Source organism: Methyloferula stellata AR4, assembly GCF_000385335.1.
GTDB lineage: Bacteria > Pseudomonadota > Alphaproteobacteria > Rhizobiales > Beijerinckiaceae > Methyloferula > Methyloferula stellata.
Genome location: NZ_ARWA01000001.1, coordinates 352,213 through 364,007, shown reverse-complemented (window position 1 = coordinate 364,007; position 11,795 = coordinate 352,213). Strand labels below are relative to the sequence as shown.

General features: G+C 60.9%; 12 protein-coding genes. 4 read left to right on the top strand and 8 right to left on the bottom strand.

The window, feature by feature from the left end:
* Positions 1–77: 77 nt before the first annotated feature.
* From A3OQ_RS0101820 to xth, 3 genes are all read left to right on the top strand, one after another.
* Positions 78–2,675, top strand: coding sequence for a DNA translocase FtsK (locus A3OQ_RS0101820; RefSeq protein ID WP_020173645.1), 2,598 nt, complete (start codon positions 78–80; stop codon positions 2,673–2,675).
* 117 nt (positions 2,676–2,792) lie between these two features.
* Positions 2,793–3,509: an outer-membrane lipoprotein carrier protein LolA gene (locus A3OQ_RS23330; RefSeq protein WP_244427074.1), complete on the top strand. Its 717-nt coding sequence runs from the start codon at positions 2,793–2,795 to the stop codon at positions 3,507–3,509.
* A gap of 271 nt (positions 3,510–3,780) precedes the next feature.
* Positions 3,781–4,590 (top strand): exodeoxyribonuclease III, encoded by an 810-nt coding sequence (gene xth / locus A3OQ_RS0101810; protein WP_026595385.1) that lies wholly within the window; start codon positions 3,781–3,783, stop codon positions 4,588–4,590.
* Positions 4,591–4,743: 153 nt separating this feature from the next.
* Here the strand turns inward: xth and A3OQ_RS0101805 are convergent, their stop codons facing one another.
* Together A3OQ_RS0101805 and A3OQ_RS0101800 are read right to left on the bottom strand one after the other, a co-directional pair.
* Positions 4,744–5,193 carry a cyclic nucleotide-binding domain-containing protein gene (locus A3OQ_RS0101805; protein ID WP_020173642.1) on the bottom strand — a complete coding sequence of 150 codons (450 nt, stop codon included), beginning with the start codon at positions 5,191–5,193 and terminating at the stop codon, positions 4,744–4,746.
* 79 nt (positions 5,194–5,272) lie between these two features.
* Positions 5,273–5,956 carry a response regulator transcription factor gene (locus tag A3OQ_RS0101800; RefSeq protein WP_026595384.1) on the bottom strand — a complete coding sequence of 228 codons (684 nt, stop codon included), beginning with the start codon at positions 5,954–5,956 and terminating at the stop codon, positions 5,273–5,275.
* 205 nt (positions 5,957–6,161) lie between these two features.
* Here A3OQ_RS0101800 and A3OQ_RS0101795 point away from each other — a divergent pair, with 205 nt between their 5' ends.
* The gene (locus A3OQ_RS0101795) at positions 6,162–6,692 is read left to right on the top strand and encodes a L,D-transpeptidase family protein (RefSeq protein ID WP_020173640.1); all 531 of its coding nucleotides are present in this window, start codon (positions 6,162–6,164) and stop codon (positions 6,690–6,692) included.
* A 6-nt stretch (positions 6,693–6,698) separates the two neighbouring features.
* Here the strand turns inward: A3OQ_RS0101795 and A3OQ_RS0101790 are convergent, their stop codons facing one another.
* The 6 genes from A3OQ_RS0101790 to hrcA form a co-directional block, all read right to left on the bottom strand.
* A complete protein-coding gene (locus tag A3OQ_RS0101790) occupies positions 6,699–8,192 on the bottom strand; it encodes a YncE family protein (protein ID WP_020173639.1) in 1,494 nt (497 codons plus the stop codon).
* 10 nt (positions 8,193–8,202) lie between these two features.
* Positions 8,203–8,565 carry a DUF305 domain-containing protein gene (locus A3OQ_RS21120; RefSeq protein ID WP_244427239.1) on the bottom strand — a complete coding sequence of 121 codons (363 nt, stop codon included), beginning with the start codon at positions 8,563–8,565 and terminating at the stop codon, positions 8,203–8,205.
* Positions 8,566–8,687: 122 nt separating this feature from the next.
* Positions 8,688–9,467, bottom strand: coding sequence for an anti-sigma factor family protein (locus tag A3OQ_RS0101780; RefSeq protein WP_026595382.1), 780 nt, complete (start codon positions 9,465–9,467; stop codon positions 8,688–8,690).
* Positions 9,464–9,967 carry a sigma-70 family RNA polymerase sigma factor gene (locus A3OQ_RS0101775; RefSeq protein WP_020173636.1) on the bottom strand — a complete coding sequence of 168 codons (504 nt, stop codon included), beginning with the start codon at positions 9,965–9,967 and terminating at the stop codon, positions 9,464–9,466. Before A3OQ_RS0101775 ends, A3OQ_RS0101780 begins: the two co-directional genes overlap by 4 nt.
* A gap of 166 nt (positions 9,968–10,133) precedes the next feature.
* The gene (locus A3OQ_RS0101770; protein ID WP_020173635.1) at positions 10,134–10,376 is read right to left on the bottom strand and encodes a hypothetical protein; all 243 of its coding nucleotides are present in this window, start codon (positions 10,374–10,376) and stop codon (positions 10,134–10,136) included.
* Positions 10,377–10,639: 263 nt separating this feature from the next.
* Complete coding sequence (gene hrcA / locus A3OQ_RS0101765; protein ID WP_020173634.1) at positions 10,640–11,743, bottom strand: heat-inducible transcriptional repressor HrcA; 1,104 nt, start codon at positions 11,741–11,743, stop codon at positions 10,640–10,642.
* Positions 11,744–11,795 lie beyond the last annotated feature (52 nt).

Here is an 11,795-nt window from a genome sequence, read left to right as displayed (position 1 = left end):
CCGCATCCCTATAGCTTGCGAACTGGCCTCCTGGCCGGACCCGGCCTTCCGCCGGGCGAATGCGCAAGTGACACGGGATGCGGACGAATATTCTCTTCGCTGCGATCGACCATGTTCCCGATCCGCTGCGGGCTTTCGCCATGCGCCGGACCGCGGAACTGGGCGGGCTCGCGCTGGTCCTCGGCACCAGCCTGCTGGCGATCGCGCTTGCGACCTGGTCGGTGCAGGACCCGAGCCTCAACCATGCGACTCAAGGCGCCGTCCGCAATCTGCTCGGCGCTCCGGGCGCGATCGTCGCCGATCTGATCATGCAGATGTTCGGCCTCTCGGCGGTGGCCTTTTTGGCACCGTTGACCTTCTGGGGCTGGCGGCTTTTGACCGCGCGCCGCCTCGAACGGCTGAAACTGCGTTTCATTTTGTGGGTTCTCGGCGGTCTCGCAGCGGCTGGATTTGCCTCTTTGCTTCCGGTGACCACACGCTGGCCCTTGCCGACGGGCCTTGGCGGCGTCGTCGGCGACGCCATGCTGGCGCTGCCGCATAAATTATTTACCGGCGCGGGCCTCGTCGCTGTCGCCGTCTTCTTTGCCGGTTTCGCGGTGCTGGCGCTCTCGGCCTCGGTGAAGCTGAGCGCCCATGACGCCTTCGAATATGATGGGGACGAAGACGAAGAGTTGATGCCGCGGCCGCGTGGGCGAGCCCTGCCGGACGATGAGGATGCAGGCGGGGAGCCGGGTCTAGGCTTGATTTCGCTTGGTGCGCTCATTCATGCCGGTCTCAGCCTCAAGGCAGGCCTCAAGCGGCTGTTTCGGTCGCGCAGCAATGCGGCCCAGCCGCGCGGGCCGGCGCCGTGGCAGGCGGCGGCGCGCGAGGACGGCTTTTCGGGTTATGTCGACGAAGTTCCCTGGCCGGACGAACGCGTCGAGCCGCGCTTCGACAGTCTGCCATTCGATGCGAGCGTCTATGCGCCACCGGCGACCCGCGCCGCGCCGCCGGAACCCGAACCTGAAGACGAGGAAGAAGACGCAGGACCGCGCCGCGTGCGTCCGGGTGCGCCGCCCTTAAAAAGCGGCCAGCGCATTGCCAAGGAAGTGCAGCCCTCTCTCCTCGATCGCCTGGCGCCGTCCAATTATCAATTGCCGCCGCTCATGATTCTCTCCGAGGCGAAGAAACAGCCTGCCTCGGCCGGAAAATTGTCGGAAGAAGCGCTCGAACAGAATGCCCGGCTGCTTGAAGGCGTGCTCGACGATTTCGGCGTCAAGGGCGAGATCATCAATGTGCGGCCGGGTCCGGTCGTCACGCTTTACGAGCTTGAACCGGCACCCGGCATCAAATCCTCGCGCGTGATCGGTTTGGCCGACGACATCGCCCGTTCAATGTCGGCGGTTTCGGCCCGCGTCGCGGTGGTGCAGGGCCGCAATGCGATCGGCATCGAGCTGCCGAATCAGCGCCGTGAAACCGTCTTTTTGCGCGAGCTTCTTGCAAGCGAAGATTTCGAGAAATCGAAATTCTCGCTCTCGATCGCGCTCGGCAAAACCATCGGCGGCGAGCCGATCATCGTCGATCTCGCGAAAATGCCCCACCTCCTTGTCGCGGGCACGACGGGCTCCGGCAAGTCGGTTGCAATCAATACGATGATCCTGTCGCTTCTCTACCGGCTGAAGCCGTCTGAATGCCGGCTGATCATGGTCGATCCGAAAATGCTGGAATTGTCGGTCTATGACGGCATCCCGCATCTGCTGACGCCCGTCGTCACCGATCCGAAGAAGGCCGTCGTCGCGCTCAAATGGGCGGTGCGCGAGATGGAGGAACGCTACAAGTCGATGTCGAAACTGGGTGTCCGCAACATCGACGGCTTCAACGCGCGGGTGATCCAGGCCCATAACAAGCGCGAAACCATCACCCGCACGGTGCAGACGGGCTTTGACCGCGAGACGGGCGAAGCCATCTACGAGCAGGAGGTGATGGAGCTTTCGCCGCTGCCTTACATCGTCGTGATCGTCGACGAAATGGCCGATCTCATGATGGTCGCCGGCAAGGACATCGAAGGCGCGATCCAGCGCCTGGCGCAGATGGCGCGCGCGGCCGGCATCCATCTCATCATGGCGACGCAGCGGCCCTCGGTCGATGTCATCACCGGCACGATCAAGGCGAATTTCCCGACACGAATCTCGTTCCAGGTGACGTCGAAAATCGACAGCCGGACAATTTTGGGCGAGCAGGGCGCCGAGCAGCTGCTTGGCCAGGGCGACATGCTCTATATGGCAGGCGGCGGCCGGATTTCCCGCGTTCACGGTCCCTTCGTCTCGGACAATGAGGTCGAAAAGGTCGTCGCGCACTTGAAAAGTCAGGGCCAGCCGGAATATCTCGACGCCATTACGGCCGAGCTTGATCTGTCCGCCGTGGAGGATGGGGAACGGCCGGCGCCCGGCAGCATGGATGCCGAGGAATCCGGCGATCTTTATGACCGTGCGGTGGCAATCGTCCTCCGCGACCGCAAATGTTCGACAAGTTATATCCAGCGGCGGCTTTCGGTCGGCTATAATAAGGCGGCCTCGCTCGTCGAGCGCATGGAAGAAGAAGGCGTGGTCGGCGCCCCCAACCATTCCGGCAAAAGGGCTATTCTTGTCGGCGGTGGCATAGATCGCGGCGCTTTCGACCTCGCCGGCGAGGGTTAATCTGTCCACAGGCCGCCAAATAGGCCGGAAGGCTGGACGGTTGAGCCGGCGCAGGTAAAGTCCTATTCACGCCACATGAACGGTCTATCGCGGCGTGCGATGATCAAGGATGATGCGATGAAAAGAGCGGCCTGCTTGTTTCTGGCACTTTGGACGGCGGGTTTTTGGGCCGCGCCCATTGCGGCGTCCGCGGAAAATGCGCCGCTCAATCTCGGCCCGAATCCCAAAACGGCCGGTGCTGCGGCGAAGAACACCCCCGCGCCGCCACCCCCGCCACCGCCCATCGATCCGGCCACCGCCATCCAGAAGGCCAATGCCTATTTCTCGTCGAATGCGACGATGATCGGCGATTTCGTGCAGATCGGCGGCGACGGGCGGCGCTCAGAGGGCAAGATCTATGTCCAGCGGCCCGGTAAGCTGCGGTTCGAATACGCGCTTCCGGCGACTTTGGAGATCGTCGCGGATGGCATGTCGGTCGCCGTGGTCGACCGCAAGCTCGGAACCAAGGATGTCTATTTCATCAACCAGACGCCGCTGAAGTTTCTCCTCAAGGACCAGATCGATCTGTCGCGTGACGCGCAGGTCGTCAGCGTGACGAGCGATCCGAATGTGGTCTCCATCCTCATCGAGGATAAATCGACCTTCGGTGGGACATCTTTCATAAAATTAATGTTCGATCCGGTGAAGTTCACGCTCAAGCAATGGCAGATCACCGATCCGCAGGGTTACGAGACATTGGTCTCGCTGTTCAATGTGGATTTGACCAAAAAACCCGATCCCTGGCTGTTTGGGCTGGCGCCGCCGCCGGCCGAACACCCCGTCAACGCCAATTGAAAAGCGGCCCGCATTTTGGGCCATCTTGCGGGTTTGAGAGGCCATTCCTATCTCTCTGGCAGAGAGCGAGGCAGTTCGTCGAGCGTATCCCCCCGTTTCGCTTTGGTGGACTAGTGCTGGCCCCCTCCCGGCCTTGTTTCGCTGCTCGGCGCCCGGATCATATCCGGGCGCTTTTTTTTGCCTTGGTGTCGTAACTTGTGGGCGAAACGGCTTCGTGCTTGCAGCGCGCAGATAGGCGTGGTGAATCCGCGTTTAAGTGAAGGATTTTCTCATGCGGCTCACGCTCGCTACCTGGAACATCAATTCGGTCCGGCTGCGCATCGGATTGGTCACGCGATTTCTCGCCGAACATGCACCCGACGTCCTGTGCCTTCAGGAAACCAAATGCCGCGATTCCGAATTTCCTCTCTCGGAGTTTCATAAAGCTGGTTATCAACACATCGCGATCAATGGCCAGAAGGGCTATCATGGCGTTGCGATCGTCTCGAAACTGCCTTTGACCTCGATCAGCAAGCGGGATTTTTGCGACAAAGGCGATGCGCGCCATCTCGCCGTGAATGTCGTGCCGGAAGGTGCAAAGCCGATCGCGCTGCATAATTTCTACGTACCGGCCGGCGGCGACGAACCCGATCCTGCGATCAATCCGAAATTCGAACATAAGCTCGCCTTTCTCGATGAAATGACGAGCTGGATGGGCAGTGAGAAAATCGCGCATGAGCAGGCGATCATGGTCGGCGATCTCAATATCGCTCCGCTGGAGCACGATGTCTGGAGCCATAAGGCTTTGCTAAAGATCGTCAGCCACACGCCGGTCGAAGTGGAGCGGTTAGAGAACGTGTTCAAGGCCGGCCCGTGGTTCGACGCCTTGCGCCATTACGTGCCGCATGAGGAAAAGCTCTATACGTGGTGGAGCTATCGCGCGGCGGATTGGGCGAAGGCTAATAAGGGCCGCAGGCTCGATCACGTCTGGGTCAGCGAGAGCCTCGCGCCGCGCCTCGGCGGCATGAAGGTTTTACGCGAGAGCCGCGGCTGGGAGCGGCCGTCGGATCATGTGCCTGTGCTGGTGCATTTGGATTTTTGAGGGGTGAATAGGCCATCCCTGCCGTCATGCGCGGACTTGATTCGCGCATCCAAACACCTTGCTTAATCGGGTTGCACAAAACGGAGTGAGACTTTTTCGCGGTGCGCCTGGATGCGCGGATCAAGTCCTCGCATTACGTTCCCTGCAGTTATTCTACCCCTTCAGCGCTTGCGACCGCAGCAAATCGCCGACGAAGCTCTGCAGGCTTTTCGCCATCTGCCGCCGCAGCCGTTCGGCGCTTTGCGGGAACTCCCGCAAGATGCGGTGAAACAAGGTCCGCGAGATTTTGAGCACGCTCGATGGCTCGCGTGCGATGGCCGTCGCCTGGCGCTGCGTTTCAGCGATCATGGCGAGATCGCCGATCAGGCTTTGCGGACCGGCGATCCGTTCCGCCGCGCTGCCGTCGTCTTGGGCTGTCAGCGCGATCGATCCGCTCAGAACGATATAGCCCGAATCGGCCGAATCGCCGCGGCGGAACAAAACATCGCCCGCCCGCAAAATATGCGTCTCGGCCGAGAAGGCGAGCAGCCTTAGAGCTTCGGGCTCGAATTCTGCGAAGGTCGCATTACGGGCAAGATTGCGGACGTCGTCGTCGAGAGCCATGGCTTGTGCATCTCTAAAGCCGGAGGCTTCCTTCTAAACGCATCATCACGAAGAGTCTGCATTTTTTCGGGATGATGGTTTAGGGCATCAGTTTGTAGCCGCCGGCTTCCGTGATGAGGAGCTGGGCCTTCGTCGGATCGCGTTCGATCTTCTGGCGCAGCCGGTAGATATGCGTCTCGAGCGTATGGGTGGAGACGTTGGAATTATATCCCCACACCTCGCGCAACAGGACATCTCTCGTCACGACGGCGCGCCCGGCCCGGTAGAGGAAGCGCAGAATGGCGGTTTCCTTTTCTGTGAGCCGCAGCTTGCTGCCTTTCTCGTTGATGAGATGTTTCGAACTCGGCTGGAACGCATATTGGCCGATTTGAAACTGTGCGTCGTCGGACGCCTCGTGCTGGCGCAAATGCGCGCGGATCCGGGCCAAGAGAACCGAGAAGCGGAAGGGCTTCGTGACATAGTCATTGGCGCCGGCATCGAGGCCCTGCACCGTATCCGAATCCGAATCATGTCCGGTCAACATGATGATCGGCGCGGAAAAACCTTTTTCCCGCAGGAGCCGGACGGCCTCGCGGCCATCCATGTCGGGAAGCCCGACGTCCATCAAAACGAGATCCGGCTGCTCCGATTCGGCGGTGGCCAGCGCGGCCTCGCCACTCGACGCATGGACGGCGGAGAATTCTTCGTGCAAAGCAATTTGTTCTGCCAAAGCCGCGCGAAGATCTTCATCATCGTCGGCAATCAGGATCTTGCGAACCTGCATCATGGATCATTCCTTGTGGAACCGCGTGAAGTCGCAACGAGGTGCGACAGGGGGGATGCGCGATCTTGCCGATAGCGTGGCCAATCCCGGCGTCGCTTGCAAGGGGATAGGGTCGAAAAAACCGTCCACTTCGTCGGGATATGCGCGTCCGCGCCCATCTTCAATCCGCTCTAGCCTTGGTTGTCTCGAAACGGGACGCAAAGCTATGGCGCAGCTTGTTGTCATGAAAAAGGCGATCAAAAGCGACGGTCAAGCCATAGTGCAAGGGCGTTTGCAGGCAGGCCCCGTAACCGTGCCTTGCGCGATCGGCGCCTCCGGCATAAGGCGCGATAAGCGCGAAGGCGATCTCGCGACGCCAGCCGGGGCTTGGCCTCTGCTCAATGGCTTTTATCGGGCCGACCACGGGCCGCGTCCGAAAGCTTGGCGGCCATTGCAGCGGCTGCGCCAAGATATGGGCTGGTGCGACGATGCGTCGTCCGCCGTCTACAATAGACCGGTGCATCTGCCTTTCGCTGCCGGACATGAGATCATGTGGCGGGACGACGGCCTCTATGATGTCGTGATCGTGCTTGGCCATAATCTTCATCCGCGCCGGAAAGCGCGCGGCAGCGCGATCTTTCTCCATTGCGCGCACGACGATCTCAAGCCGACAGCCGGATGTATTGCGCTGCGGCCCGCCGATCTGCGCCGGCTGCTGCCGCGTCTATCGGCGAAGACAGTGCTGGTCGTGCGATGATGAGATCTATCGGCCAATCGTTATATCCGGCTCTTGCGCCTGTACGAGTTTTCCAGGATCGGCGGCCGACCCCAGCACGATCACGAGATAACGCCGCGGCACCTGCGCATCGCCTTTGATGATCTGGCGGATCGGGCCGACCGCATTGACGATGGCCGAGCCTGCCGGATTGGTTTCAAAGCTTGCAAGCGCCTGGATGGGACCGCTGCCATCGGCGTGATCGACGAGACCTAGGACGTAGTGCTGTTTTGGCTCAAGTCCAGTGACGGCCGCTTCGAGAACCTGGATGAGACCTTGATCGAAGAGGGACACGCTGGTCGGCGCCTGAACATGGGAGGGCGCTTTGGTCGGTGGCGCAAGGTTGATATGCGTGGCCATGCCCGCGGTGCCGAGCGGCTCCAGCCCATCCGTCCCGCTGCCCTCAGGCACGGCATCCGGCACATAGGTCACGGCCTGTGGCGCCTGGCCGATCGGCACGGTGGCGATCACGCGATTGGTCAGCGTGTCGATCGCGGTCATTTTGTCGTCGTTCTCAAGCCCGACATAGACGCGCGTGCCGTCGCCGGACGGCCAGACGCCATGCGGTAACTTGCCGACCGGAATCGTCGCGACTTTCGAGAAATCGTCGGTGCGAAAGACCTGCACTTGGTTAAGGCCACCGATCGTCACATAGGCGAACTGGCCATTCGCATTGCGTACGATATTGACGTGATTGGTGATCGGTCCGGTATCGAGCGTCTTGAGCAGCGCGAAGGGCGGCTTCGCGTCGAAGACTTGCGTCTTGCCGGTATCCTTCAAGGTGAGCCAGAACTGCTTGCCGTCGGGTGTCGCGGCGATGTTGGGGCAGAAGGGGCTCGCCTGCGTCAGCCTCGCGACGATCTTGTGATCGGCGACGGTGATGACATCCGTCTCGGGATTGAAGGAGGAACAGACGAAACCGTATGTTCCGTCCGGCGAGAAAATCTGCATGCCTGGGCCGGCCGGCGTGATGATGCGGGTCTTTTCTTCGAATGTCTTGCCGTCGAGCACGGCGACGTAATTCTCACCGCGCACGGTGACCCAGACTTCGCTTCCGTCCGGCGTGAAGAAGGCCTCATGCGGGGAGCGGCCGACATAGGTGATGTGTTTCACTTTATTGGTTGATGTATCGATGAAGGCGACGGAGTTCGAGCCGATCGAAACGACGGCAATCGTGCGATGATCCGGCGAAAAGCCCATGCCATGGACGAGCAATTGGCCCTTATAGAGCGGGCTGAAATTCATCGGTGCGGGATCGCCCAGACGAATGAGGCCCAAGAGCTTGTTGTCGGCTGGATCGATGACCGAAACCGTGTTGGAGAATTGTTCGGCGGCGTAGACGCGATCGTGATGGCTGACGGGAATATCCGGCGCGGTATCGGCCGCGGGCGCCTGGCCTGCCCATGCGCAACCTGCGCAAGCGGAAAAAACCGACGCGAATAAAGCGCCGCCAAACAGCACGGCTGAAACATGTCGGACCATCTTATGGCTCCTAGCGATTTTGAGGATTGGCGGGGACCGCGAGATCGGACGGCTGATCGGGTGCCGCGGCCGGCGGCGGCAGGGGCTGACCCAAAGCCAGCCGCATGGCGGTGATTTCCTGCTGCTGCTCGACGATGATTTCCTGTGCGATCCGGCGCAGCTGCTCGTGTCCGTAGCGCAACTCGGCCTGGGCCATGTCGATCGCGCCCTGATGATGCGGGATCATCATCGCCGTGAAATCCTGATCGATGTCGCCTGAGGGCTTTGCGTGCATGCCCGCCATCATCTTGTCCATGGCGGCATTGTTTTCCGCTAGGAACCGGGTTTCGTCCGAATGCTGCGGCGAAGAACCTGCGGGCGCGGCCTTTGCCATTGCCGCGGAGCGCGGCGCCCAGACCCCGCTCGGTCCGGCAAGGCAGATCGCCGCCATAAGGGCTAATGCGAACTTTGCTCGAATCTCGCGCTTTTGCATGTGCGCAATCCTTGAATCGGGCATCATGCTTTGATCTCGATTTTGTCGCGAACTTGATTGGAAAGCTCGTGAAGCTTCGGCTCGGGCTCGCTTGAGATCACGCCAAACCCGATCCCGTCGCGCGACCAGGCGAAGCCCGACGCAGTCTTGGAGTCGATTGGCCGCATCGGCGCGTTCGTATCGATCGCTTCCATGACGCGCACGAAGATGCTGATGCGGCCGCCCTGCGCATTTTGATAGATGAACATGGGTGCCGCGCCTTGTTCCGTGGCGACGAGGCGGCTGCCGATAAACTTATATCCCGCCTCGGAAAGATCGGGCGCGGTGACATGCCGGGCTTCGTTGGTGTTGCTCCACCCCACTTTTTGCGTCAGATCGGCCGATGTGAGTTCGACCGGCTGGTTGTTGTCTGCGACGAACACGCGTTGTGCGATGGCGGCTTGATGGCCGAGCGCCGTCAAGCCGGTTTGCTGACCGGCGCCATGCGCCCACCAGCCTGTTCCGGCGCCGATCGCGAGGGCGAGAAAAAGACTAGCTGCGATGCGCTGCGGCTGCCAGGTCCGCGCCAACCGCGCTTCGGCGAGCCTTTGAACATTGAGGCTGCTGGGCAAGGGCTCTTTCGCCTTATGCGCGAGGCCCCGCCGGAGGATTTCGCTTGCCTCCTGCCAAGCGGCGATGCGGGCTGCCGCTTCAGTGTGGCTTTCGAGATAGCGCTCGACACGCAGCCGGTCATCGGCATTGAGAAAGCCGTCGACATAGGCATGCAGATCGTCTTCGGTGATCGCCTTCTCCATCGGTGTCATTTCACCCTCCGCAGTGCCGGTCTCTGCCGGCCTTCCATGGTGTCGCGCAATTTGTCCCTCGCCCGGCTCAATCTCGACATCACGGTTCCGACCGGGATTTTGAGTATTTTCGCGGCATCGGCATATTCGAGCCCCTCGACGGCGACTAGCAGCAGCACTTCGCGCTGCTCCTCGGGCAATTGATCGAGGCTGGTGAGCGCCGCGTGCAATTCGGCGGTCGCCTGTTGCGATGCGGGAACGGACACATCGGCCTCGGCGTCGGACACGACGATCGATGATCTGAACCGTAACCGCCGCCAGCGGCTCACGCAGAGATTGTGCATGATCGAGAACAACCACGGACGCATTTCGCCTTCGCTCGTGCGCTCATCCATGTGATCGAGCGCTCGCACCAGACAATCCTGGACGAGATCATCCGCGTCGCTTCGATTGCGCAACAGGGCGAAGGCGTAACGCCGCAGGGCCGGGATATTCTCTTCGAGTTTCGTCAGTGCCGACATGACCTGTTCCGACAGCTCGGCTCGATTCGGATCGAGCCTTCATGGGACGCTTCGGGAAGCGGCCTATTCCGGTCTTGCGAAAAGATTTTTACGGCGTCGAGCCAGCCCCGGAGAGTTCGGCAAGGGCGCGGCAGGGGAAACCGCGCCCTTTGATGTTTCGAAACGCTCAGTCGGTGGCGTTGCCGGGACCTTCCGGATGAAAGGGGCTCGCGCCGAGATCGAGACGGCCGCGCGTGCCAGACCGGTCATAGTGGGCCATATCCCACGACGACGCGCCCGCCGCATTATCGTAGAGGGCATAGAAATCATTGGCGCGGACCGGCATGGTCTGCGAGACGGAAGCCGCGGCGGCGCCGACGGAAGCAGCCATCACAAGGCCGGCAAGAGCGAAAGTGCGAATAGACGTCATTGTTCAATCCTCCATTGCCTGGGTTCAGGAACGACGACCGATTTTTTCAACGACCGATCAATCGCGCCTATGCCCTGTAGACTCGTGGAGCGGATACCTATTCCCTCGGCCGGTGATTTTTCCGTTCAACTGAAAGTGATGGGTTTGTGAGTGCTCTAAGTCATGAACTCACAAAGCGGAGCGGGTGAACCTTCTCCCTCTGGGAGAAGGAAGTGCACCTAACCTTTGAGTTTGAGGTCACACCAAGTTATCGAATCCGCGCTCTAGCGCCCCTGCATCAGCCTTGCGACGACTTTCGACGTATAGGCGACCATGGGGACGATGCGCGCATAATTCAGCCGCGTTGGGCCGATGACGCCGAGTACGCCGACGATGCGCTGCTGCGGATCATGGAAAGGCGCCGCAATCATCGACGATCCCGACAGGGAAAAAAGCTTGTTTTCCGAGCCGATGAAAATACGCACGCCTTCGCCGCCTTCGGCGCGGCTCAAAAGATCGATCACGTCTTTCTTGGTTTCGAGATCGGCGAAGAGAAGCCTTATCCGTTCGAGATCTTCGATCGCGTTCAGATCCTCGAGCAGGTTCGCCTGGCCGCGCACGATGAGCTGCGGCGCATGTCCGGCGGCATATTCGCTCCAGCTCGCGAGGCCGGTCGCGATGAGCCGTGTGGTTAACTCGCCGAGTTCCGATTCGGCCGCCTGACGCGATGCCTCGATCTCGATTTTGACCTCGGTGAGCGTCCGGCCCCGGATGCGGGCATTGAGATAATTTCCGGCCTCGATCAGCGCCGAGGGCGGCAGACCATGCGGAATGGGCACGATGCGATTTTCGACCGAGCCGTCTTCGCCGACCAGAATGGCGAGGCCGCGTTCGGGCTCGAGCTGCAGGAACTCGATATGTTTGAGGCGGATATTGTCCTTGCTCGTCACCACGATGCCGGCGCTGCGGGTCAGGCCCGACAGCATGGTGACCGCCTCGCCGAGGACGCCTTCCATGGTCGGCTCGTGCGAGGCGGCCTTGACCTGCGCATCGATGCGCTCGCGTTCGTCCTTGCCTATATCGCCGAGTTCAAGCAAGGCATCGACGAAGAACCGCAAGCCCAGCTCGGTCGGCAGGCGGCCGGCGCTCGTATGCGGCGCATAGATCAGCCCAAGCTCTTCGAGATCCTGCATGACGTTGCGGACGGAGGCTGGCGAGAGCGCCATGGGCAAAAGCCGCGACAAATGGCGCGAGCCCACCGGCTCGCCGCGCTCCAGATAAGATTCGACAATGCGCCGGAAGATCTCGCGGGATCTTTCGGAGAGATTGGCAAGAGCGCTAGCGTCTGTCTGAAAGCTCTCTCGGGCGTGATCGATCGGTACGGCCATGGTTTTAAAATGAACGGTGGCCGAGATTGTTGCAAGCCCTTCTTGGAAATGG

Excerpts from the sequence above, each read along its gene's own strand:
- A3OQ_RS21120 (WP_244427239.1), bottom strand. The coding sequence starts at position 8,565 with ATGGCAAAGGCCGCGCCCGCAGGTTCTTCGCCGCAGCATTCGGACGAA.
- A3OQ_RS23330 (WP_244427074.1), top strand. The coding sequence starts at position 2,793 with ATGAAAAGAGCGGCCTGCTTGTTTCTGGCACTTTGGACGGCGGGTTTT.
- A3OQ_RS0101780 (WP_026595382.1), bottom strand. The coding sequence starts at position 9,467 with ATGACACCGATGGAGAAGGCGATCACCGAAGACGATCTGCATGCCTAT.
- A3OQ_RS0101795 (WP_020173640.1), top strand. The coding sequence starts at position 6,162 with ATGGCGCAGCTTGTTGTCATGAAAAAGGCGATCAAAAGCGACGGTCAA.
- A3OQ_RS0101800 (WP_026595384.1), bottom strand. The coding sequence starts at position 5,956 with ATGCAGGTTCGCAAGATCCTGATTGCCGACGATGATGAAGATCTTCGC.
- A3OQ_RS0101790 (WP_020173639.1), bottom strand. The coding sequence starts at position 8,192 with ATGGTCCGACATGTTTCAGCCGTGCTGTTTGGCGGCGCTTTATTCGCG.
- hrcA (WP_020173634.1), bottom strand. The coding sequence starts at position 11,743 with ATGGCCGTACCGATCGATCACGCCCGAGAGAGCTTTCAGACAGACGCT.
- A3OQ_RS0101770 (WP_020173635.1), bottom strand. The coding sequence starts at position 10,376 with ATGACGTCTATTCGCACTTTCGCTCTTGCCGGCCTTGTGATGGCTGCT.
- A3OQ_RS0101820 (WP_020173645.1), top strand. The coding sequence starts at position 78 with ATGCGGACGAATATTCTCTTCGCTGCGATCGACCATGTTCCCGATCCG.
- A3OQ_RS0101805 (WP_020173642.1), bottom strand. The coding sequence starts at position 5,193 with ATGGCTCTCGACGACGACGTCCGCAATCTTGCCCGTAATGCGACCTTC.
- xth (WP_026595385.1), top strand. The coding sequence starts at position 3,781 with ATGCGGCTCACGCTCGCTACCTGGAACATCAATTCGGTCCGGCTGCGC.
- A3OQ_RS0101775 (WP_020173636.1), bottom strand. The coding sequence starts at position 9,967 with ATGTCGGCACTGACGAAACTCGAAGAGAATATCCCGGCCCTGCGGCGT.